The organism is Streptomyces sp. NPDC002785 (genome assembly GCF_040295565.1).
In the GTDB taxonomy this organism is placed as follows: Bacteria; Actinomycetota; Actinomycetes; order Streptomycetales; family Streptomycetaceae; genus Streptomyces.
In genome coordinates, this window is the sequence record NZ_JBEOVN010000123.1 from 1 (window position 1) to 22,469 (window position 22,469).

A 22,469-nucleotide genomic window follows, 5' to 3' on the forward strand; every position below is an offset into this window, starting at 1 on the left:
CCCGCCCCCCTGGGCGGGGGCAAGTGCGTACGACGGGCCGTAGGACCGTCGTACGCGACAACTTGCTCCGCCAGGAGCCGTCGTGGGGTCGCGCTCCAGTCCGGGCATGGTGGCCTCCGGGTCGTTGGCGGTCACCGGCTCGTCTCCGGGTTCCGTTGCCGGATTTCGCGGACAAGTTCCTCGATCCAGTCCATGGCAAGGACCGGGTGGTGCAGGGTCCAGGGGCGAGTATGCGGGGTTCGTTGCACGGTCCAGGTGTTGTCGGGGCCGGACTGGGCGCGGTGGAGGTGGCCGTGGTGGTGCAGGACGGTCAGCCAGGAGTCGACCTCGGCAGGTGTGGCCGGGTGGTTGCGCATGAGGTGCTCTCCGCTTCGCTTCGAGAGTGTGTGGGGGTGCGTGTCCGGGGGCGGGTGACCGGCCAAGGTGTCCGGCTCGGTCACCCGCTTCGTGCTGGCCGGTCAGTTCCGGGCGGAGGTGACCGGCTGTCCGTGCTGCGCGCGGAGCTGGGCCATCAGGGTGGTCAATGTGTCGCTGGAGAGCGGGATCTGCTGACCGCGGATCGCCTGGGCGACCACCTTGCGGGTCAGTTTGTCCTCGGCCCTGACCGCTGACCGGGCGATCTTCAGCAGCTCCTCGGTGTCCGGGTCAGGCCGCCGGTCACTGGTTGTCCGGGTGCCCCGGTCAGTGACCGGCAGCGGAGTGACCGGTGCGGGGCTGTCCTGGTGTCCGGTGACCGGCTCGGTGTCGGCCGGGCGGTCAGTGACCGGCGGCGCGGTGTCCGACTGTCCGGGCAGGTCAGCGGCCTCGTGCGTCTGACCGTGCTGACCGGTGACTGGGTTGCCGCTGTCCACCGGGGCGCTGTCCCCGGTCAGTGACCGAGGACTCGGGATCTGCTTGTCCAGGGACAGTCGCGGCCGGTCGGTCAGAGCAGCGACCGGCCGCCCGGCGCTGACCTGACCGGCCCGGTCAGTCCGGGTGACCTCGATGCCCTCGGGCCGGTCAGCCTGATCGGGGTAACCGGACTGACCGACCTGACCTGCCTGGCCGGGGTCCCTGCGGTCACTGTCCTTGACCGGCCCTCGGGCGATGAGGATGTAGAGGTGGACAGCTCCGGCCAGTGCGAGCGGGGCGATGGTGGACAGCACTGCGACCACCGTGTCCCCGAGCCGGAGCCCGGAGGCCGGGCCCGCGTCCTCGTTGAGCCTGACCGCGTGGAGGGCGTTAGCCCAGATGCTGGCGGCGGTGGCCGTGCCGAAGAGCGTCCAGACGTAGAGCCGGGCGCGCAGGGGCGCGTCGCGCAGGACCAGCAGGGCCCGGACGCCGTAGGCGATGAACCCGTCGATCACCAGCGGGAAGAGGTAGGTCAGGAAACCGCGGATGTGGATGGCGACGGCCATCTGCTGAAGGGCGTCGTACGACAGGGCGCATCCCGCGCCGCCCAGGGCGATGACCACCGCGCGGTCCCAGCCGGAGATGTGCGCCGCCTTCGGCCCGCTCGTGGTGGTCATGCCGCCGTCCCGAAGTCGTCGCGGCCCAGGTGCTCGCCGTCGGTCTCGGGGGGCAGGGCGGTCCTCATGGCCGGCTCCAGGTCACGGTGTACGAGTGCCCGGCGGGTCTCGCGGTACAGCTTCTGGGCGTGTTCCTCGGTGATCTTCAGGAGCCAGGCCAGGCGCCGCTCGGTCACCCCGTGGCGGTAGGCGGCGTGGACGACCGCGCGGCGCTCGGCCTTGGTGAGGTGGACGTCGCGCCCGGCGATGGTGGCGCTGACGCGGTTGTAATCGAGGCGGTGGGTGAGCTTCTCGTGCAGCGGTCCGCGCTCCTCCTCGGTCATGCCGCCCCGGATGCCGTCGGTGTCGCCGCCTTCCAGTGCGGCGTCCAGGCAGGTGCGGCGGACCGGGCACTGGCCGCACAGCGACTTCGCGGCGGTGATCTTGTCGGTCTCGTCGGGCTCCGGGAAGAAGATTTCGGGGTCCACCGGGTTGTACTCGGTGCTCTGGCAGACGGCCTGGTCCTGCCAGGTGTGGTCGCCGAGCGACCGGTGGCGGGCAGGGCTGATCGTCGTGGTGGTCATGCGGGTTGCTCCGATCGCTCTCCGCTCGCAGGGGCGTCGGCGGAGGGGTGCGCTGGGTCGGGAGGTGCATGGGGCGGCGCGCTGAGGGCGCGGCCCGGCGTGGCGGCCTGCGGTGAGTCAGGCCGCCGTGCGGTGGCGTCTGCGGTCGACCGGCTCGAACTCGACCCGTGTGGTCATCTGCGCGAGCCTGCTGGTGACGCGGTCGCCGAGGTAGGCCCGGAGGTCCTTGATCGCCAGGTTGGTGGTGATCAAGGTCGGGAGCATGTGGTTGTACCGGCGGTTGATGAGCCGGTACGTCACTTCCTCGACCCACTCGGACGCCTTGGCCGCGCCGAGGTCGTCGATGATCAGCAGCGGGCAGCGGCTGACGGCCGCCAGTTCCCGCTCGCTGTCGACCCCGGGCCGGGGCCGCAGGTCGGCGTACAGGTCGGCGGCGGTGGTCGCGCGCCAGCGCACGCCGACTCCGCTCTGCACCAGCCGGCGGACCGCGCCGTACGCCTGGTGCGTCTTGCCCGCGCCGACGACCCCGGCCATCAACAGGCTGGGACCGGTGGTGACCTGCCGCCGGGCTCCCAGGCTGGGGGCGACGGCCGCCTCGGCGACGTCGCGGGCCCAGGCCAGGACCTGGGGGTGGTCGGCGACGGCGGCCTGGTAGCGCGGGGGCATCCCCGCCGACAGGGCGTCCAGGGGGGAGAACGGCTCAGGCTCGTCGACCAGTGCGGCGACGGCGGCCGGGGCGATGTTGCGAGCGGCCAGGATCCGGGCCATCCGGTCCAGGGTGCCCTCGCCGAGGGTCTGCGGTTCGCGGTTACGGGTGCGCATCACAGCTCCTCGGCGTAGGCGGCAGCAGCGTTGGCCGGGTTGGTCCACGCCTGGTGAGCGGGCACGTTAGGCCGGATTCCCGGCCGCGCCAAACCGCCGGAGCGTGCGTTCATGGCCTCGTTGACCATGCTGGTCAGCACGCTCGGGTGCTTGGGGTTGGCTGCGAAGTTCTGCAGTCCGGCCCGGATGTGCTCCGGGGCGATGCCCTCGCCCAGGAGCTTCTTGGTGATCCGCCCGAGGTGTCCGATCACGTCGCTGGGCGGGCGCTCGTCGCAGGCAGCGACGTACTCGCCGACGAGCTGGTTGGCCGAGTCGGGGGCTGCGGGCGCTGTGCGCCCCGTAGGGAAAGAAGATCCAGGATCCAAGATCCTAGATCCAGGCGCCGAGCCCTCTCCGAGGCTTCGGGGAAGGTTCGGGTAATCCTCGGCGAATGTGCCCTGACCTGCACTTTTAAGACCCGCGTGGCTAGAGGTGCCGACCATGCCGTCGAAGGCGTCCTGCTGGGCGGCGGGAGCCTCGCCTGCGTGGCCGCGAGGCGTCGCGTCGGGCTGCGCGGGCAGATCGAGGACTCGGGGAGCGTTCGGCGAAGCCTCGGCAAGCCCTCGGGGAGGGGTGGGCGACTCCTCGGCCCGCTTGGTGCAGGTCCCCTTGCAGGGTGCGCACCGGTCGGCAGCTTGGTGCTGCGGGCAGGAGGGCAGGCGGGACTGGCTCGGCTTGTCGATCTTCTGATGCTCGGACCAGGTCACGATGTGGAGGTACCGGCGGCCGTCGCAGCCGGTGTACCGGCAGATCAGGCCAGCGTTCGCGAGCTGATGGAGGTCGTCCTCGACGTGGACCGAGGTGTGCTCGGCGCGCAGCGGCCAGAGCAGCCCGGCGATGATCGCGGCGTTGTCGCGGTGGCGGCCGTGGTCGTCAGCCTGCGTGAGCAGTCCGAAGAAGGTCCGCTCTGCCTCGACGCTTACTTCGGCGAGCGACTCGGAGACGAACGCCTCCGGCTTGATGGTTCGTATCCGCGCCATGTCAGCGGCCCCGACCTGCGGCGAGCAGGTTGCCGCAGGTGAGGGGCGCGTCGGCGAGGTCGAAGATGTATGACCGGTTCCAGTCCGTTTCCGGCCGTCCCCCCTGAAGCCTGCGGACTGCGGCTCCAGCGGTCGTCCGGCCCAGCGCCAACGTCTCCCCGGCCTCGTCATCGACGATGGCGTGGGACACCAAGCGCCACTCGCGATCCGCGACGTCCGGCGGGGCACTCGCCCACTCCTCTGTGGACAGCAGCATGCAATACTCCCTTGCTTGGACGGTGAGTGGCTGTTCTCGTGCAAAAGCCCGGCCGCTCACCGATGTATGAATCCGCCCCTCTCGGGGTTGACGGCGCCTGGGAGTTACCAGCTCCTGGGCGCCGTTTCTCGTCTCTGTCTGCTGGGACGCAGAACTTGTGGGTGACCCACCCGTCTCGCCTGCCCTGCCCACCACCTCGTTTCCATGAGTCGATGATCGTGCGACGACACTAGACCAGCAAATATGATCAACGTCAACCAGGGAAAATGGCAACCCTGGGGTATCGTTCTCATCAGTCACACTGAATCACCGAACGGGGAGGAGGCATGGTGAGCGACGGAACCCCCGAGGGGAAGCGCACCCTCGCCAGCAAGCTCGACTACCTGTTCGAGACGGTGCGCCCTCGCGGCCGAGCCGCTTACACGCACGAAGAGGTCGCGACCGAGATCGCCAAGCGGGGAGGACCCACCGTCTCCGCCAGCTACATCTGGAGCCTGCGGACCGGCAAGAAGGACAACCCGACCATGCGCCACCTGGAAGCCCTCGCGGACTTCTTCGGCGTACCCCCCTCATATTTCTTCTCCGCCGAGGACTCGGAACGCGTCGAGTCCGAACTGGCACTCCTCACCGCATTCCGCGACGCCGAGGTTCGGGGCGTCGCCCTGAGATCCTCCGGGCTCTCATCGGAGACCCTTCAAACGATCCGCGGCTTCGTGGAGAGGGCGCGCGCCCTGGAGGGGCTCAGCGACAAGGGCTGAGCAGCATGCCGCACCCCGGCAAGCTCATTCGATATCTCACGTGAAGTCAGAGCAGTTGGCGGCCTCACACATAGACACACAAGGATCCACTCCTGGATCCCAGGACTCGACGGAACCCCGCCCTGGATCCAGGAAGCCTGGACGCCGCCACCCCGACGCCGATGGCCGCCCGTGCAGGGGCACGCCCGTAACGCCTGCCGCGAAACGACAGGAGCACCAACGAGCGCCGGCCGCAGGCCATGAGAGGCGACGGCGCGCGGATTGCCGCGACTCGGCGACCGGATACCCGGTAGCGATGGCTGATTTCGTCGTAAACGTCCGCGGCCATGAGCCCTTCCAACTCGTCCGGCAGTAACGCCGCCCGCCACCTCGCCACAAGGCACAAGGCACAAGCGGGTTCAAAAGAGGACCCCTTGAGATCAGGCAGGAACCCAAGGGCGGAAGCGAACCCCCACGGGTCGCCATCCGACCGACTCACCGCCGGGCTTTCACCTATCCCCCCGCAGAGCAAATAGACACCCCTGCCAGGACACAAGAACCTTCGGGAAAGCCCAGGGAATGACCCACCTGAATGCAGGGTGACGTTCGTCACCAATTCAATGCGCAACCCGCGTTCACCCACAACGACTGCCCCTTGTGGTCGTTTGATCCAATTTGACCACGTGATCAATTGACCAACAGTCACTTGATCAAGAAACTGATTGCAGGTTCATCTAGTTTCGCGATTGAGTGCACCGCACATCCGTTAACGTTGCGAGTGCGGGGGACGCACCATTTATTGCACCGACTCATGTTGAGTACGGGCCAAAAGAAACCTGCGGAGGTGCCTTGTCTTTGCGTAGTCGTCGTGAATCCGCCGGCCGCGCACCCCGAAGCCGGGAGCGTTGCGAGGATCTGGTTCGGTCCCTCGACATCCAGGCCCCCTTCGACGTGGAGGCCCTGTGCAGGAGCATCGCCGAACAGCGCGGACGTCCTCTCTATCTACACAGCACACCTGGCGTCACCGGCACAGACATTCCGTGCGGCGCCTGGCTTGCAACAGAAAAGGCCGACCACATCTTTCACGAACAGTCGACCAGCCCACTGCACCGGACGCACATCATCCTGCACGAGTTGGGCCACATGCTTCTGGGACACCAGTCCGCTCTGGACAACAGCGGAACGGGGATCAGCGCAGCCCTGTTCCCGGACCTGTCGCCGGCCATGGTGACCAGCCTTATGAAGCGGGCCAGTTACAACACCGAAGATGAGCGAAGTGCCGAATATCTGGCAGGTCTCATCGCCTCCGAGGCAGACCTGGCCACGAAGAAAAACCGCGACCGAGAGTCCGTCCTTCAGAGACTCGACGACGCCCTGAGCGATACCTGAGAAATTCCCGTGATCTTCCTCGTTCCGGCGATCCTCCTATGGGCTGTCGCCCTGTGGCGAGCACCTGCCGCCATGCGCGACAAGCGCAAGCGCCCGCTGTGGAGCGCGTTCATCGCTCTCGCGATCGCCATGACAATCAAACCGGTCGACATAGCCTCCGCGCTCGACGACGCCCTCGGCGTTCACAATGTCGCAACTCTCTGCAAGCACGTGGCTGGAATTCTGGCCGCCTATTCGGTCCTGACGTTCGTTCACGACATGGCCGACGAACGCAGTCCTGAACTACCCAGCTCCAGACAGCACGTCGCCGTCCCTGTGACGGCCGCCGCATGCCTTACCGTGCTGTTCCTCTCAGCTCCGCAACCGCGGGAGGCGGAGGACATTCTGACCGAGTACGCCGCGGACTGGCCTATCGCTCTCTACGGCGTCATCTGGAGCGCGTTCCTGGCTACGGCTCTGCTCAGCGCCACACGCCTCTGCCGGCAGTGGGGCCGCCATCCCAACGCGGGTCTGCTGGGGCGTGGACTTCGGCTGACCGGCATCGGCACAACGATCGGCATGGTCTACGCCGCGCACCGCGTAGTCGCCCTCGCCCTTCGGTTCTTCGGAGTGGACGCGCTCTCTCCCGAGGCGGACAGCACGATCAGCAACGCTCTCCTCTTCAGCGCGTTGCTGTTCATCATCGCCGGGAGTACTTTGCCCGTTGGGCGCCGTCTGGGCGCCTGGTACCCCACGCATCGCGATCTCGTGCTGTTGCGACCTCTCTGGTTCGACCTCACCAGCGTGGCACCCACAGTTCGCTACGAAGCGCCACGAGGCCGTATCCCCGAAGCTTTCGACGTCCGACGTAGTCGGGACCGGCTCTATCGCCGGGGAATCGAGATCCGCGATGCGGTACTCGCGCTCGGATCCCACGCACCTACGAGTCTCCGTGAAGAAGCCCACGCGTACGTCGCACGGCAAGGGCTCGTCGGCGCCCAAGCAGCCGTCACCGCCGAGGCGTGTTGGGTACTTACCGCACGGCTCAACCACACCGCCGGTGATCATTCCGCTTCCGGAGGCGTCGTCCCACCCGCCAGCGGCGGCCCAGATCTCCGCACCGAGATCCAGGCTCTGAAACAGCTGTCCACGGCCTACCGGTCAGACCTGGTACGTGACTTCGCCCTATCCAACCGTCAGGACTTTCGATGAGCACTCCCCATCCGCCCGTGCGCCTGGCCCGCGTGATAACCGACGCCCTGGCCCCGGCCTATCTAGTGATGGGCATCCTGCTCGTTGTCGGTTGGCACAGCACCAATGACTGGGTGGGACTCGGCTGGGGCCTCCTGGCGGCACTCTTCTGCGGTGGCATCCCCTTCGCCGTCATCCTGCTCGGCGTCAAGCTCGGCCACTGGACCGACAAGCACGTGAAGGTGCGGAGCCAGCGTGCGATTCCCCTGAGTGCCACGATGGCCTCGGTCCTCCTGGGTATCTCTCTGCTCGTGGTGTTCGACGCTCCCCGCGAGGTCTTCGCTCTCGTCACGGCGATGCTCGTGGGCCTTGCCGCGACCATGGCAGTCACGGTCTGGTGGAAGGTCTCCGTACACACCGCCGTCGCGGGCGGTGTCGTAGTCATCCTCATCCAGGTCTACGGTCTCGTTCTGTGTCCCTTGGTGCTTGCTGTGGCCGCCATCGGCTGGTCGCGCGTTGCCCTACGCGACCACACGACGGCCCAGACGATCGCGGGCGCCGCCCTGGGGGCGGCAGCGGCGGCAGTCACGTTCGGGCTCCTTCGGTGACCCAGCCACCCGGCGGCTCCGCCCCGCCCTCACAAGTGCTCGGCACGGCTCCGTGAGCAGCTGATCCGCGCGGCTAGCGTGGCCGCCCATTCCAGGTATGAGACCTGATGCGCGGGAGCTCACCCCGCCCCAGGTCTACCGTCGCACCTGAATCAGCGCATGAGTTCCGCTCGTACGCCAGGCAGCCCTGGACCGTTCAAGGGCGTCCAGCGTTCCCTTCTCCAGACCGACGATGACGTCGGACTTCAGGGTCCGGAGCGCCGCGACGGCCCCCGGGAAGTAGTCGGTGCGGTCAGTGAAATGCGCCGTGGCGTCCCACGCCTGGTCGCCTACCAGGCGACGGTAGTTGAGGTCACCCTTCAGGATGGTGAGCGTGGCGCTCGCGAACTCGCCGCGAAGGTCCTCGGGCATCTCCTCGTACGGCAGCGGAGCGCAGAAGAACGGGTGGGTGCGGACCTCCAGGCTTCCTGCCGCCATGACCTTCCACAGTCGGCCGCCGATCCGGCTGGCTTCGCCGGGCGCCTCGGTGAGGCGACGGAGGCAGTCGACGACGTCAGCCGTCATCGCGTCGGAGACGTAGTAGGGGTAGGGCTTGACGTGAAGCACGACCCGTTCGGCGTGCCGCTGTTCGAGGAGGTGGTCGATGAGGATCAGATCCGGGATGAGCTCTCGTCCCGCGTTGTCCGCCACCACGGAGACGGTGGAGGACGCTCCGGCGGGCAGGAGCTGCCACAGCACGGCGCTGTCGTCGGCGACCAGCGTGGAGGCAACGGCGTCACCGATCACCGGCTCCCCCGCCGAGACGCGGAAGCCGAGGTCCGCACGATTGCCCCAGAGCGAGGCGTGGAGCAGGGCCGTGGCCCGCTCCTCGGCCGGCGCGTCCGCAAGCGCGTCGAGGGCCCGCAGTTCCTCTTCCACCGCGTCGCCTCGCAGTTCGGCCTGCTTGAACGGCGCGAACGGATCAACTCCCTGCCATGGGCCGGTGCCGAAGTACTCGACGGCGGCGAGGAGCCTGCGGTAGAAGTAGCTCTCCGCCCACAGGAACGGGGCGTCGTACCACGAGCGCCCGAAGTGCTCCTGCCCCCAGTCCGCCCAGCGCTCGTGGTCGTGTTCCGCGGGGGCGAGCGGCTCGACCACACTGTTGGTGATCTCCTCCAGCAGGGCGTCGAGGGCCTCGTGCTGTCGGCGGCCGTACGGGAAGGCATCTCGTACCTGCTGGATGAGGGCAGGGTGGCGCTTGGCCAGCACACCCCAGGCGAACGAGCCGGACTCGTTGCTCAGGATGACCGGAGCACCGACTGGGCCGGTGTCGCAAGCGGCCTCTTCGCCCGAGGCGCGGGAGGTCTTCTCTGTCATGGTCTCCAAGCCCTTCACTTCTCGCTCATGTGTCAATGATCCCCAGGGCTACGACGCCGGCCGCACTCCCTACCAGCACCTCGCTCGTCGTGGGTTCGAAGGCCGCGCAGTGCAGTGAAGCGTCCACCCGGACCTTGGAGATCTGCCGCTGCTCGCCGAGCGACCACACGCGCACCGTCCCGTCCGCCGCGGCCGACACAAGGCGGTCCTCGTCGCTCATGAAGCCCAGCATGAGGATGCGGCCCGTGTGGCCGGAGAGGTGGGAGGTGAACCGGTCCGTCCCCAGGTGACGAACCGCGATGTCGCCGGTTCCCGCCCCAACCGCCACCCGGTTGCCCGGACCGTCCACGGCGACAGCACGGGCCCAGCCGCTGGGGCTGATGAACCGGCTCCTGAACTCCCCGGTGTGAGCGTGCCACACGCGTACCGAGCCGTCACCACCGCAGGCTGCCAGGAGGTCTCCACTGTCGTCGAAGGAGAGCGACCGCAGCCGTCCGGCGTGCACGTCCTGGCTCCACAGCGGCGTCCCGGTGGGGAGATCCCAGCACCGGATGTGTCCGTCGCCCGTGCTCGCGGCGACACGAGGTGTCGAACGGGCCATCGTCACGGCCCACGTACGCGGGGTGTCCTGGTTCAGCGTGAGCGACCAGGCCGTGTCGAGCAGCGACCAGACCCTCACCGCCCCATCACCGCAGGCCGCGGCGACGTGTTTCTCGCCGCAGGCCAGGGACCAGACGCGTCCATGGGCCGCCGGGAGTCTCCGGCTGACTGTCGCGGTCGTGGTGTCGATGACGCCGACGCCGCCGGCCCCGTCGCCGATCACGGCGGTGCGTCCACCGGCCGCAAATTGTGTGGACCACACGGTGTTCGAGCCGCTGGCCAGGGTCCTCAGCCTGCTCTTCCCCACGGTCCAGATGCGGACAGCGCCGTCCTCACATCCGGCGATCACGGTGCCGTCGCCCGTTCTGGCGAGTGAGCGCACCCAGTCCACGCCCGGTGGGAGCTGGGTCTCGCCCACTGGGCTCTCCGCCGAGAACGCCTGGATCCTCGGCTCCTCGGTGGCGGAGACGAGGACATCGTCGTACGGAGACAGAGCGACGGCGCGCACGCGCGCCTTGAGGTCGGTGATCCGGCGGACGAGCGCGAGTTTTCCGTCGGCCGCGTCCCACACGGCTACGGAACGGTCGCCAGATCCGGAGGCCAGGAGGGAGGAGCCCGGGGCGAAGGCCACGGAGCGGACCCAGTCCCGGTGTGCCGCGCGTTCGTCCAGGAGGCGGCCGGTGCGCAGGTCGAAGAGGCGGACAAACTCGTCCTCGCCAGCCACGGCCACGAGCGAGTCAGAGTCCCCGCCGACCGCCACCGACCATACCGGGGTGCCAGCCGCCCGCATCGTACGCAGGAGCACGAGCCGCTCCAGGTCCCACGCGCATACGGCACCGTCTTCGGCACCGGAGACCAGGAGGGGGCCGGCTGAGGAGAAGGCGAGGCTGCGGATACGGCGGTTGTGCCCGGGCAGTACCCCGACAGGTTCGCCGGTGTCCGTGCGCCACAGCCGGATCGCTCCGTCGTCCCCCGCTGAGGCGAGGACCATCCCATCCGCAGAGAGCGCGGTGGCGAACACCCACCCGGTATGGGCCTCGTGAGCCCGGAGGAGTTGGCCGGTGTTCAGGTTCCACAGCCTGACCACCCCGTCCTCGCCGCCCGACGCCACGAGGTCGCGCACGGCGGACACGCTGACGACCGCACCGATGTGACACCGCTCTGTTGCCGCCGCGGAGTTCTCTTCCGGAGGCAGCAGCCACTTCGGGGTGAGCGCTGTCCCATCCCCCGCTGCGTTTTCCAGGGGGCGGGTGGCCTCGGGGAAGGGTGCTCGACGCAGGACGATCGAGAGGGTCGAGGCGATGTCGGCCGCGCTCTCCAGCCCGCTCAGCAGATACCCGGCGCCGGTCAGGGCACGGGCGGTCGCCCACACCTGGTGCTGCGGGTGGCCGATCTCATGCCGCCCGTGCAGGGCGTCGAGCACGGCGGCGTCCGCGGTCAGCGACTGGTGTCCGACGAGTGCGACCTTGCGCATGACGTACGTCGGCGAGGCCAGCAGGCTGACAAGCTCGGCGTCGAGGCCGGCCTCACTCAGGTGATAGGGAAGATGTCGCCACAGGTATCCCTCGGCCTCGTCCAGGGTCTCCCAGGCGCCGCCCGTGCTCCGCCGGTATGCCTCCACCAGGGACCGGTGAAGGGTCGCCCACTGATCGCCGACCAGATGGCGCAGGTAGGACCGGAACACGTCGTGCAGCACGATGGCGTTCCGATCGGCGAGGTAGGCGCCGATGAGGGACCGGTCGGACAACACCCGGCAGAACTGCCGCACCACGTGGGGAGCCCATCCGTTCGCGGTGCCCCACCAGTGGGTGAGCACCGACATGGGGATCGGCACCGACGGAGGGAACACGGCCAGCGAGAGGTACCGGTCCCGCAGGTCCGTGCGCCCGGCGATCGAGACGCTCTCCGCGAGGCTGCGGAGGCTGGACTCGAGCGCCTGCCCGATGGCGTTCTTGCGCTGGTCGGAGTCCCAGACGTCGAAAGCCTGAGGGCCATACGCGCGGATCGTCGCGCTCGTCTCCGTGACAGCGCGACCGGCCGGGGCACCGGAGCCGACCTCCTGCGAGACGTTCGCCCCGACGATCGATGCGAGCAGGGGCCACCCTCCGCACACGCCTGCAAGGCGTGCGGCCTCGGCATCGTCCAAGGCTCCGACGTTGCGGACGAGCAGCTCACGGATCTCCCCCGGGGCCATGGGCCCCAGACGCACGACTCGGGCGAAGCTGGGGCACACGCGCACGTTCCTCGTGGTAACGAGACGTACGCAGTCCTCGCCGCCGAGCAGGAAGGGGCCGAGGTCGGTGGCAGACCAGACGTTGTCGACGACGAGGAGCGCGCGTCGTCCCTGGAGCAGCCGGGCGAGGTGGAACCCGGCCTGCTCCGGGTCCGCGAGGGACGGACGGTTGCCGTCGAGGTGGACGCACAGGTCGGAGATCAGCTCGACGACCCTGGCCGCCGTGCATCCCTCGCCGGTCTCCACCCAGAGGATCTCCGAGAAGGAGTCCCGAACGCGGGGATCGTGGCACACCTGGGTGGCCAGCGTCGTCTTCCCGAACCCACCAGGGCCGCACAGGGCAACCGCGGCGACGCTGTCGTCCTGCGACGCCTCCTGGAGTATGGAGACGAGCCCTTCGAGATCTTCTGACCTGTGCACCAAGCCGGGCTCCGGAACGGGTATCGGGAGGTAGTCGTCCGGCGCCGGCGCGACCGAGGGCGTTGGAGCACCGACGGAATCCCAGAAGCGCTGCCGCACCTCCGCGTCGCTCCGTTCCAACGCCGTATCGAGTAACGCCTGGGAGTCCGGTGCGACGACGATCTCCTCGCCCCGGGCCTCCCAGTTGGACACCGTCCGGTCGCTGACGCCGAGGTAGGACGCGAAGCCACGCACGCTCCGCCGCGTCGCGAGCCGCAGAGCGCGCGCCTCCCGTCCGGTCCAGCGCTGCACTGTGGCCACCGAAGCTCCTTCGACCGACACCGACGACGGTAACAGGGTAGGGCGGTCTGACCAGCGGCGTAGACCCTTCACTGCGACGGGAGTTCAGCACGGGTGCAGCACCCGGGCCATTCCGGCCAGGTCTGAGCGAGGCGTACCCATCGCCCTGGACAGCGACGGTGCTGCACCGCGAGTGCGACACCACGGCAGCCCGCTGTCCAGCGCCGCTCGGCAGTCTTCTCGGCACGGAGCACCACGGCTCCGTAAGTAGTCGAGAGGGGTGGTCACAGCGTGACCGGAACGAAGGAGCGACAGGGCGGTCCGGGCGACTGGTCCAGAGGCCAGATCGCCTACTACCAGGCGCGAGCCGGCGAGTACGACGCCACGTACGGCACCCGCATGGACATGCCGCGGCTCGCGAAGGGCCTGGACTCGCTGCCGATCGGCGGTGACGTCCTGGAGATCGCCTGCGGCACGGGCCAGTGGACGCAGTTGCTGTCCCACCGGGCACGCAGCCTGACCGCGTTGGACGCGGCGCCGGAGATGCTCCGCCGGGTCCGCGACCGCATGCGAGGCACCGAGACCCGCTTTATCGAGGCGGACGTCTTCGACTGGGAGCCGGACTGCCAATACGACACGGTGTTCTTCGCGTTCTGGCTCAGCCACGTGCCGCCGATAGAGATGGAACGGTTCTGGGATCTGCTCAAGTGGGCCCTGGTGCCCGGCGGTCACGTGGTGTTCCTCGACGACTCACCGGCGAAGGCGGAGATCGAGGACCGGGTGGAAATGACGCCCGTGCCGACCGTCCATCGCACCCTCTCCGACGGTTCCCGCCACGTCGCCGTGAAGGTGCTCCGAGACCCCACAGAGCTCACCTCCCAGCTGAACGGCCTGGGTTGGGACACCAGCGTCGAGGCGATCGACCCCTTCCACCTCACTGGCGTGGCCCGTCCCAGGGAGGGAGCGTGACCACCCTCAACGGCTACGCGGCCCGGCCGAGCGTCCGATCTGGTGAGGTCGTACGCCTGCACATCGCCACCACCGCCCCCCGCTTCCACGTCGACTTCTACCGCTGGGGAGCCGAGCCGCAGCACGCGGGGCACGTCGAGTGGCCCGGCCGGACCGCCTCCACCGGACGCTTCGACGCGGACTGGCAGTGGTCCGCGTACGAGTTCCTCGTCCCCCCGGAGTGGCGGTCCGGTGTCTACATCGCGGTGCTGGGCACGGAGCGCGCCTCCGGCATACCGCCGCTGGATGCCCGGGAGGCGCGCATCCTCCTGGTCGTCGCCCCCTCCGCGCCCTCCGGACGCCGGATCCTGTACAAGATCCCGACGTTCACCTACCAGGCGTACAACACGGCGGGCGGCGGCAGCCTTTACAGCGCCGCCCAGGTCACGACGCGCCGCCCCGGGGGCGGTGTCGGCGGGCCGGTGAAGGGCCTGCCGGACGCGTACGACCCGTCGTCGCCCCGGCAGACGTTCGCGCACTGGGACGCCCCCTTCATCGCCTGGATGGAGCGGAGCCGGTTCGAGGCCGACTACTGCACCGATCTGGACCTCCACGACGGGCTGTTCCTGCGCGACGGCTACCGCCTCCTGGTCTCCGCCGGTCACGACGAGTACTGGAGCACCGGGCTCCGCCGCCATGTGACCGCCTTCCGGGACGCCGGCGGCCACATCGCCAACTTCGGGGCCAACACGTGCTGGTGGCGCGTCAGCATCACCCCGGACGGGACGGGGCTGTCCTGCGACAAGTTCCCGCCCGGAGCCCCCGCCGGTACCGACCCGGACAGCTCGTACGGGTGTCCGGACCACTGGTGGGAGTCGGAGCCGGAGAACACCCTCCTGGGCGTGAGTTATCGCAACGGCGGTGGCCACTGGGACGTCGCCCGCGCTTCCCGGGGCTTCGTCGTCACCGACGCTGGCCACTGGGCGTTCTCCGGCACGGGGCTCAGGACCGGCGACAGCCTCGGGCACGACGGGGCGCTGATCGGCTACGAGTGCGACGGCGCGGCCTACGAGTACGACGACGCCGACCGCCCGCGACCCACCGGCCAGGACGGAACGCCGAAGGACTTCGAGATTCTCGGCATCGCCGAACTGCCCCCGGACTGGAACTTCGCCGCCCGTGAGCCGATGTCCGGTCCCCGGGCCGCCACGCTCGGCGTCTTCACCGCGGGCGGCACGGTCTTCACCGCCGCCACCACCGACTGGGCCCGCCTCCTGACCACCGACCCCCAGGTCGCCGCGGTCACCCGCAACGTGATCACCCGGCTCGCCTGACCGAAGGGAAGGGATCGTCGTGTCCGGAAACGGAAACGTACGGCAGCTCAACGTGATCATCGGTGTCAACGGCATCGGCATGGGACACACCGTCCGGCAGAGCGTGATCGCCCAGTACCTCCGCGACCGCGGGCACCGGGTCCGGATCGTCACCAACGGCCAAAGCCGGGCCGAGTACTTCCGGGACCTCGGCTTCCTCGCCTGGGACGGATGGATGCCGACGCTGCTAGCGCGCGACGACCGGATCCACGCGCGCGACGCCGTGCGCGCCAACATGCGGGAAGCGCCCGGAGGTCTCCTCCGGCACCTCCAGCTGCGCCGGGCCGTCCGGAACAGCGGCGTCCCGGACGTGTTCGTCACCGATTACGAGCCCAACACCCCACGCCTTGCCTATCACTTCGGCCGTCCGCTGATCTCCATAGACCAGCAGAGCAAGTACCGGCACCTGGACCTCCCCGCCCTCGGCCGGTACGCCCGTACGGCCGACGAGCAGCGCCTGCGGTACTTCGCGCCCCGCGTCGACCGGTCCTTCATCTGCTCCTATGTCCCACTGGCCGCCGAGGACCGAAGGGTGGAGTTCATCGCTCCGGTCGTTCCCGACCTCGTCAGGTCGGCACCGGTCACCACCGAGCCGCTCGTCACGGCCTACTTCTCCCGCTACTTCGACCACGGCCCGGAGGAGTCCGTCCGCGAACTGGCCTCGGTCTTCCGCCAGTCCGTACCGGACCGGACGCTGCGGATCTACACGCAGCCGACGGAGTTGAGGTCCCTGCGCGGGTACGCCGACGCCCGTGTGGAGATCCGCGCCTTCGACCGCGAGGCGTTCATCGCGGACATGGCTCGCTCCGAGGTCGTGTTCTCCAACGCCGGCTTCAACCTGATCAGCGAGGCCCTCGTCCTCGGTAAACCGGTCCACCTCGTCCCGTTACCCACCTACGACCAGCACTGGTGCGCCAAGGTCATCGACGAGGCGGAACTGGGCACGGCGGCCCCGCGCATCGAACAGCCGGCCGTCCTCGATTTCCTCGCACGCGGCCGGGCGCTCCACGACAACGTCGTACGCCACCGGGACCTGTACCTCTCGACCGACCCTCGGGAGCGGATCGCCTCGTACCTGGAGAGCCTGCCGACCGCCCGCCCGCCGATGCTCGAGCCGATCGCGAGGTAGCGGCGCATGTCGACTCCCCCGCTTCCCTCATGCGTGGCGACCGCGGCGGTCGTAGCCGCCGTCGTGGCGTGCTACCGCCTCGGAGTCTCCCCAGCCGTACGGGCCCTCGCCCGTCGCCCCGGTCCCCTGGCCGTAAGCGTGGCCACCACGGTCATCGCTCCGCTGGCCCTCCGGCCGTCGCCGGTGCCCGGGCCGCTGCGCTGGTTCGTCGTCTCCCTGATCGCCCTGCTGACCTGGCGGGGCGCGACGAGCGACTACGACGTCACGGTGCCGACCGGTCCACAGCGTCGGCACAAGCTGCTCCTTCTGTCCCTCGCCGTCGCCTCGTGTCTCTGGACTCCTGCCCTGTTGCCGTGGATGGCCGTGCTCTGCGGCAAGCTGCGTGGCTGGCAGCACCACGCGATGATGCCGGTGCGACTGTTGAAGGCATACCTCGCCTGGTTCCTCGTGACGGCGGCCCTTGCCCCGTCCCCTTCCGCCTCCACAGCCGGTCTGGTGCTGGTGCTCGGCTGCGTCTCGCTGTCGCACTACGTCAAGCCGGCCTGGAGCAAGGCCCGTCTGGGACCGCGCCCCTGGTCATGGGCCTGGCACAACCGCACGCACTACCTCGTGGCCTCGGCGTACTCCTGGGGCTGGGCGCGCTTCCTCCCCTCCCGGACGGTGTCCCGGCTCCTGCGCCGGGCGGGGGTCATCGACCGCCCCATCAACCTGCTGACGATGGTCGTGGAGGCCGCCGGGCTGGTCGCGTTCCTCGACCGTCGGCTGCTGATCGCGACCCTGGTGGTGACCGCGCTCTTCAACCTCGTCGTCGCCCTCGCCTCCGGCATCCTCTTCTGGGAGAACATCGCCGCCAACATCGGCCTCGCGACAGCCTTCGGGCTGCTTTCCGGCACGGAATACGGCGCAGCCTTCGGCTGGCCGGCCGCGCTGATCGCGCTCACTGTGATCCTGCTCAGCGCGGCCGACCTGCTGTGGCAGCCCTGGCATCTGGGGTGGTGGGACTCGCCCTTCACCGCACGGGTCCACTGGGAGGTGGAGACCGTCTCCGGGGCGGCACGGGGTCTCTACAACGACTACATGTGCCCATACGAGCGCGAGTTCGGCCGCGTCGAGGGCTACTTCCTCACGGACGAGCCCGTCTTCCACGGCCACCTCGGCATCGTCTGGGACCGGAGGCTGCGGGATCTCCTCATCCAAGCCGGCGGAGACCCGGACCGGCTGCACGCGCTCAAGCAGATCTACGGCCGGACGCACAGGGACGAGGAACGGTCGGCCGCGCACGTCGCCTTCCTGACCGCCATGTTCACCCGGCTCAACGCCGGTACTCGGAAGAGCCCCCTGCCCCGGTGGCTACGTCGCTTCAAGGCGCCCGGGGGCCAGCTCTACTGGTGGGGCGATCTGCCCGCCTACCGCGGCGAGGAGCCCGTCTGCCGCATCACCATCCGCTACGTGGAGCGCTGCTATCTCCCCCAGACCGGCGACTTCGTCACGCTCGCCGATCACGTCGTACGGGAGATCGACCTCGGCGCTCTGATGACAGACCAGGAGAACACCTCATGCGCAAGATCTTCGTCGACTGCGGCGCCAACCTCGGAATCGTGCTGAGGCGCTTCATGCACGAACTCCCGGACCACGACTTCTACGCCTTCGAGCCCAACGCGAGCCTGCTCCCCTCCATCCGCGCGAACGTCGAACAGGCCCGGCACGCCGGCATAGTCGAGGTCTCCCCCAGCGCGGTGTGGACCGAGGACGGGACGATCGACCTCTTCCTCGGCCATCACGAGAGCTCCACCGTGATGCCCGGCAAGCGGGTCCCGCCGGTGTACGACCAGCAGATCGACTACGAATCGCCCGTCGCCGTACCCGCGGTGGACTTCAGCGCCTGGCTCCGCCGGTCCGCCACCCCGGAGGACCACGTCGTCGTGAAGATGGACATCGAGGGCGCCGAGTACCCCGTGCTCAGGAAGCTGCTCGCCGACGGGACGATCGACCTCGTCTCCGTCCTCTACGTCGAGTGGCACTACGACCGCTTCCCCGCCATGAGCCAGGCCGAGCACAACCAGGTCGCCGCCGCCGTATCCGCACGCGTCGACGTCCGCCACTGGGACTGACCGGAATGAAGGGACACGACGCCATGAGCACCCAGCACATCTACCTGATCAAGCACGGCGAGACGGAGGAGAACCTCCAGGGCATCCACCAGGGCCGCGCGGTCGGCGGCCGGCTCAGCGAGCGCGGGCGCGCCGACATGCGGCAGGTCGGCGCCTGCCTCGCGACGGCCGGGGTCGCCGTGGACCAGATGCTCGTCAGCCCGATGTCCCGTGGCCGGGAATCGGCCGAGCTTCTCGCCGCCGCGCTGACCCCGGCCGACGTCCGGGTCGACGAGCGCCTGGCCGCGAAGGACAGCGGGCACCTCGGGGGCCGGCCCAGGGAGCTCGCCGCCGCCGAGGCCGCTCGCCACGGTGTACCGATCCACCGGCTCCGCACGCCGGGCGGCGAGTCGTCGGAGGATGTCCAGGCCCGTTACGTGGACCTGTGGGACGAGGTCTGCTCCGGGGCACGGCGAACGACCGTCCTCGTCGGGCACGGTGGGGGAATCGCCTGCCTGCTGCTGTGGCTGACGGGGAACGGCTTCGACCGTTACCTCCAGCACGTGCCGGGCTCGGCCGGGATCACGTGGGTGGAGGTCGGCGGCCTGACTCCGCGTATCCGGCTGATGAACGCCACGCCTGCGGAGCTGCCCGGCCTCCTCGACGCCCGCACCGCCCGATGAGAGTCGGGACGGTGCGGGTGCGGGGATGCCTGTCAGGCTTCCGGGGCACCGCCGAAGCGCTCACGGTAGGACTCCAGGTCCTCCTCCGAGATCTTCGCGAAGAGCACTGGCGGCACCGTGAAAGCGGTGCCGGCCGGGACGGTGTCCAGGGACTTGGCCTGGTCGGCAGTCACCCAGGTCGCGGTGTCGTTCTCCAGAGCGAAGGCCCCGCGCATGGCGGCGGTCGAGGTCGGGATGAACGGCTCGGAGACGACCGCGTACAGGTGGATCAGGTTCATGGCGGTGCGGAGGGTCAGCGCGGCGCCGTCGGCGTCGGTCTTGATCTCCAGCCAGGGAGCCTTCTCCTCAAGGTAGGAGTTGCCCGCGGACCACAGTGCGCGCAGGGCGGCGGCGGCCTTGCGGAACTGGAGCGCCTCCATGTGCTCCTCGTACTCGGCCAGCAGGCGCGCGATCTCCTCGCCCAGCTTCGCCTCTGCGTCGCCGGCGGCGCGCCCGCCCGGGACCTCGTCGCCGAACCGCTTGCGGGAGAACGACAGCACGCGGTTGACGAAGTTGCCGAGGGTGTCCGCCAGGTCCTTGTTCACCGTGGCGGTGAAGTGCTCCCACGTGAAGGAGGAGTCGTCCGACTCGGGGGCGTTGGCGATCAGGAAGTAACGCCAGTAGTCGCCGGGAAGGATCTCCAGGGCCGCGTCGGTGAAGACTCCGCGCTTCTGGGAGGTGGAGAACTTGCCGCCGTAGAACGTGAGCCAGTTGAAGCCCTTGACGACGTCGACCTTCTTCCAGGGCTCGCGCACGCCGAGTTCGGTGGCCGGGAACATCACCGTGTGGAAGGGGACGTTGTCCTTGGCCATGAACTGCGTGTACCGGACGGTGTCGTCGGCCTCGTACCACCACGACTTCCAGTCACGGGTCTCACCGTCGGAGAAGGCGTCCGCCCACTCCTTCGTCGCGCCGATGTACTCGATCGGGGCGTCGAACCAGACGTAGAAGACCTTGCCTTCGGCCGCAAGCTCCGGCCAGGTGTCGGCCGGAACGGGCACGCCCCAGTCAAGGTCGCGGGTGATAGCGCGGTCGTTCAGGCCCTCGGTCAGCCACTTGTGAGCGATGGACGTGGACAGGTGCGGCCATTCCGCACTTACGGTGGCGATCCACTCCTCGACCTCGTGCTGGAGCTTGGACTGCAGCAGGAAGAGGTGCTTGGTCTCACGGATCTCCAGGTCCGTGGAACCGCTGATCGCCGAGCGCGGGTCGATCAGGTCGGTCGGGTCGAGAACGCGTGTGCAGTTCTCGCACTGGTCACCGCGGGCCTTGTCGTACCCGCAGTGCGGGCAGGTGCCCTCGACGTACCGGTCCGGAAGGAAACGGCCGTCGACCGGCGAGTACACCTGACGGATCGCACGCTCTTCGATGAAGCCGTTCTCGTTCAGCTTGCGCGCGAAGTGCTGGGTGATCTCGACGTTCTGCTGCGAGGAACTGCGCCCGAAGTAGTCGAAGGCCAGCTCGAAACCGTCGTACACGGCCTTCTGCGCGTCGTGCGCCTGAGCGCAGAACTCGGCGACGGAGAGCCCGGCCTCCTTGGCAGCCAGCTCGGCCGGCGTGCCGTGTTCGTCGGTGGCGCAGATGTAGAGGACGTCGTGGCCACGCTGGCGGAGGTACCGGGAGTACACGTCCGCCGGAAGCATCGACCCGACCATGTTGCCCAGGTGCTTGATCCCGTTGATGTAGGGAAGCGCGCTGGTTACCAGGTGTCGAGCCATCCTTGGATGCTCCATTTCGTACGTACGGCGCCGGTGGCGCTGCCACGGCGGGCCCAGGTCGGGAGGCCGCAGCCGACGCGATCATTCCGATCGCACGTCGGCGTCACACATGGTGACGGAACGGGACTGCAAGCCGCCGTCATCGTATCGAACCGGGGGTTTGGCCAGCCTGCGGGTTTTCCCGGCTCTCCATGCCGCGCCCGAAAAGCGCTCGGCCGTCCGAGACAGGCGGCCAAGCGAGTCCCGTACGGCCGAGGCGCTGCCCATCTTACGGCCACCGCCCACCCCGGATCACGCGCCGCGCATACGTCCCTACTACCCCAGCCCCCGATTTCAGCGAGGTGGATCGCATGATCAGGAACCACGAGGCCCGTCGGCTCCGCGTCGTCGTCGTGGGGCAGGGATACGTCGGGCTCCCGCTGGCGGTCCGAGCCGCCGAGGTCGGGCATCACGTCGTCGGCCTCGACGTGGATGCCGAGCGGATCAAGCGGCTTGTGGTCGGCGAGTCGTACGTCGAGGACATCTCAGACAGGCGGCTGGCGCCCCTCCTCGCCGCCGGCGTCTACCGGCCGACCGTCGACCCGTCCGACTGTGCCGGGTTCGATGTGGCGGTCGTCACCGTCCCGACGCCGCTGCGCGACGGTGCTCCGGACCTATCACACGTCGAGAACGCGGCGCGGACGCTCGGCTGCCACCTCACCCGCGGAGCGACGGTCGTCCTGGAATCGACCACGTACCCCGGGACGACCGAGGAGGTGTTCCGCCCGCTCCTCGAGCGCGGCTCCGGGCTGGCCGCCGGCCGCGACTTCCACCTCGGGTACAGCCCGGAGCGCATCGACCCCGGGAATCCCACCTGGAGGCTGGAGAACACCCCCAAGGTCGTCTCGGGCATCGGTCCGTCCTCCAGGGAGGCGGTCCGCGCCTTCTACGCGTCCCTCGTCGACACGGTCGTGCCCGTGGCCAGTTGCAAGGAAGCGGAGCTGACCAAGCTGCTGGAGAACACGTTCCGACACGTGAACATCGCCCTCGCCAACGAGCTGGCAATCTTCGCCCACGACCTGGGCATCGACGTCTGGGCGGCCATCGACGCGGCATCCACCAAGCCGTTCGGGTTCATGCGCTTCACCCCCGGCCCGGGGGTCGGAGGCCACTGCCTGCCCGTCGACCCGTCGTACCTGTCGTGGCGGGTAGAGCGCACCCTGGGGCAGAACTTCCGCTTCGTCGAGCTGGCGAACGACGTCAACAACCACATGCCCGACTACGTGGTGCGGCGTCTCGTGGCGGGCCTCAACGAACGCGGGAAGCCGCTCAAGAGTTCCCGGATCCTGCTGCTCGGCCTGGCGTACAAGGCCAACACCGGGGACGCCCGTGAGACGCCAGCGGCCCGCATCGCCGAACTCCTCACCGGCATGGGCGCCGAGGTCCAGGCCGCCGACCCCCATGTCCTGGACGACGCCCACCCCCGCGCCGCCGGCCTGGAGAGCCTCCAGCGGGTCGACGTGACCCCCGGCCGCCTTGCGGCGGCCGAC

The 22,469-nt window shown here is 69.0% G+C and carries 20 protein-coding genes; 11 read left to right on the top strand and 9 right to left on the bottom strand.

Going from position 1 to position 22,469, the window contains the following annotated elements; translation table 11 throughout:
- Positions 1-131: 131 nt before the first annotated feature.
- The 6 genes from ABTZ94_RS24825 to ABTZ94_RS24850 form a co-directional block, all read right to left on the bottom strand.
- A complete protein-coding gene (locus ABTZ94_RS24825) occupies positions 132-356 on the bottom strand; it encodes a hypothetical protein (protein ID WP_351203530.1) in 225 nt (74 codons plus the stop codon).
- 102 nt (positions 357-458) lie between these two features.
- Positions 459-1,508: a DUF2637 domain-containing protein gene (locus ABTZ94_RS24830; RefSeq protein WP_351203532.1), complete on the bottom strand. Its 1,050-nt coding sequence runs from the start codon at positions 1,506-1,508 to the stop codon at positions 459-461.
- Entirely contained in the window at positions 1,505-2,071 is a 567-nt protein-coding gene (locus tag ABTZ94_RS24835; RefSeq protein WP_351203534.1) for a WhiB family transcriptional regulator, read from the bottom strand. The genes ABTZ94_RS24830 and ABTZ94_RS24835 overlap by 4 nt, the downstream gene beginning before the upstream one ends.
- 117 nt (positions 2,072-2,188) lie before the next feature.
- Positions 2,189-2,893: an ATP-binding protein gene (locus ABTZ94_RS24840; RefSeq protein ID WP_351203536.1), complete on the bottom strand. Its 705-nt coding sequence runs from the start codon at positions 2,891-2,893 to the stop codon at positions 2,189-2,191.
- A complete protein-coding gene (locus ABTZ94_RS24845) occupies positions 2,893-3,912 on the bottom strand; it encodes a hypothetical protein (protein ID WP_351203538.1) in 1,020 nt (339 codons plus the stop codon). The genes ABTZ94_RS24840 and ABTZ94_RS24845 overlap by 1 nt, the downstream gene beginning before the upstream one ends.
- Before the next feature lies 1 nt (position 3,913).
- On the bottom strand, positions 3,914-4,168 hold the full coding sequence (locus ABTZ94_RS24850) for a hypothetical protein (protein WP_351203540.1): 255 nt from the start codon (positions 4,166-4,168) through the stop codon (positions 3,914-3,916).
- A 329-nt stretch (positions 4,169-4,497) separates the two neighbouring features.
- Here ABTZ94_RS24850 and ABTZ94_RS24855 point away from each other — a divergent pair, with 329 nt between their 5' ends.
- The 4 genes from ABTZ94_RS24855 to ABTZ94_RS24870 all read left to right on the top strand — a co-directional run bounded on the left by ABTZ94_RS24855 (position 4,498) and on the right by ABTZ94_RS24870 (position 8,072).
- The gene (locus ABTZ94_RS24855; protein ID WP_502967302.1) at positions 4,498-4,926 is read left to right on the top strand and encodes a helix-turn-helix domain-containing protein; all 429 of its coding nucleotides are present in this window, start codon (positions 4,498-4,500) and stop codon (positions 4,924-4,926) included.
- 828 nt (positions 4,927-5,754) lie between these two features.
- Entirely contained in the window at positions 5,755-6,294 is a 540-nt protein-coding gene (locus tag ABTZ94_RS24860) for a zinc metalloprotease (RefSeq protein WP_351203544.1), read from the top strand.
- 9 nt (positions 6,295-6,303) lie between these two features.
- On the top strand, positions 6,304-7,485 hold the full coding sequence (locus ABTZ94_RS24865) for an MAB_1171c family putative transporter (protein ID WP_351203546.1): 1,182 nt from the start codon (positions 6,304-6,306) through the stop codon (positions 7,483-7,485).
- Positions 7,482-8,072, top strand: coding sequence for a hypothetical protein (locus ABTZ94_RS24870; protein ID WP_351203548.1), 591 nt, complete (start codon positions 7,482-7,484; stop codon positions 8,070-8,072). The genes ABTZ94_RS24865 and ABTZ94_RS24870 overlap by 4 nt, the downstream gene beginning before the upstream one ends.
- A 135-nt stretch (positions 8,073-8,207) precedes the next feature.
- On the opposite strand, the gene ABTZ94_RS24875 is transcribed toward ABTZ94_RS24870, so the two are convergent.
- Both ABTZ94_RS24875 and ABTZ94_RS24880 read right to left on the bottom strand, forming a co-directional pair.
- Entirely contained in the window at positions 8,208-9,428 is a 1,221-nt protein-coding gene (locus ABTZ94_RS24875; RefSeq protein ID WP_351203550.1) for a damage-control phosphatase ARMT1 family protein, read from the bottom strand.
- Between the two features lie 25 nt (positions 9,429-9,453).
- Complete coding sequence (locus ABTZ94_RS24880; RefSeq protein ID WP_351203552.1) at positions 9,454-12,981, bottom strand: NB-ARC domain-containing protein; 3,528 nt, start codon at positions 12,979-12,981, stop codon at positions 9,454-9,456.
- A gap of 270 nt (positions 12,982-13,251) precedes the next feature.
- On the opposite strand from ABTZ94_RS24880, the gene ABTZ94_RS24885 reads away from it, so the two are divergent.
- The 6 genes from ABTZ94_RS24885 to ABTZ94_RS24910 are packed head-to-tail and all read left to right on the top strand — an operon-like array spanning position 13,252 to position 19,183.
- The gene (locus ABTZ94_RS24885; RefSeq protein ID WP_351203554.1) at positions 13,252-13,929 is read left to right on the top strand and encodes a class I SAM-dependent methyltransferase; all 678 of its coding nucleotides are present in this window, start codon (positions 13,252-13,254) and stop codon (positions 13,927-13,929) included.
- Entirely contained in the window at positions 13,926-15,242 is a 1,317-nt protein-coding gene (locus ABTZ94_RS24890) for a N,N-dimethylformamidase beta subunit family domain-containing protein (RefSeq protein ID WP_351203556.1), read from the top strand. Before ABTZ94_RS24885 ends, ABTZ94_RS24890 begins: the two co-directional genes overlap by 4 nt.
- Positions 15,243-15,261: 19 nt before the next feature.
- Positions 15,262-16,410, top strand: a complete 1,149-nt coding sequence (locus tag ABTZ94_RS24895; RefSeq protein ID WP_351203558.1) for a glycosyltransferase family protein — start codon at positions 15,262-15,264, stop codon at positions 16,408-16,410.
- 6 nt (positions 16,411-16,416) lie between these two features.
- Positions 16,417-18,015: a hypothetical protein gene (locus ABTZ94_RS24900; RefSeq protein WP_351203560.1), complete on the top strand. Its 1,599-nt coding sequence runs from the start codon at positions 16,417-16,419 to the stop codon at positions 18,013-18,015.
- Positions 17,967-18,521 carry an FkbM family methyltransferase gene (locus ABTZ94_RS24905; RefSeq protein WP_351203562.1) on the top strand — a complete coding sequence of 185 codons (555 nt, stop codon included), beginning with the start codon at positions 17,967-17,969 and terminating at the stop codon, positions 18,519-18,521. The genes ABTZ94_RS24900 and ABTZ94_RS24905 overlap by 49 nt, the downstream gene beginning before the upstream one ends.
- A gap of 23 nt (positions 18,522-18,544) precedes the next feature.
- The gene (locus ABTZ94_RS24910; protein ID WP_351203564.1) at positions 18,545-19,183 is read left to right on the top strand and encodes a histidine phosphatase family protein; all 639 of its coding nucleotides are present in this window, start codon (positions 18,545-18,547) and stop codon (positions 19,181-19,183) included.
- A 32-nt stretch (positions 19,184-19,215) separates the two neighbouring features.
- Here ABTZ94_RS24910 and metG read toward each other — a convergent pair whose 3' ends face one another.
- Entirely contained in the window at positions 19,216-20,940 is a 1,725-nt protein-coding gene (gene metG, locus ABTZ94_RS24915) for a methionine--tRNA ligase (protein ID WP_351203566.1), read from the bottom strand.
- Positions 20,941-21,290: 350 nt separating this feature from the next.
- Here metG and ABTZ94_RS24920 point away from each other — a divergent pair.
- Positions 21,291-22,469 (top strand): nucleotide sugar dehydrogenase (locus ABTZ94_RS24920; RefSeq protein ID WP_351203568.1); only part of this gene is annotated, 1,179 nt, incomplete at its 3' end.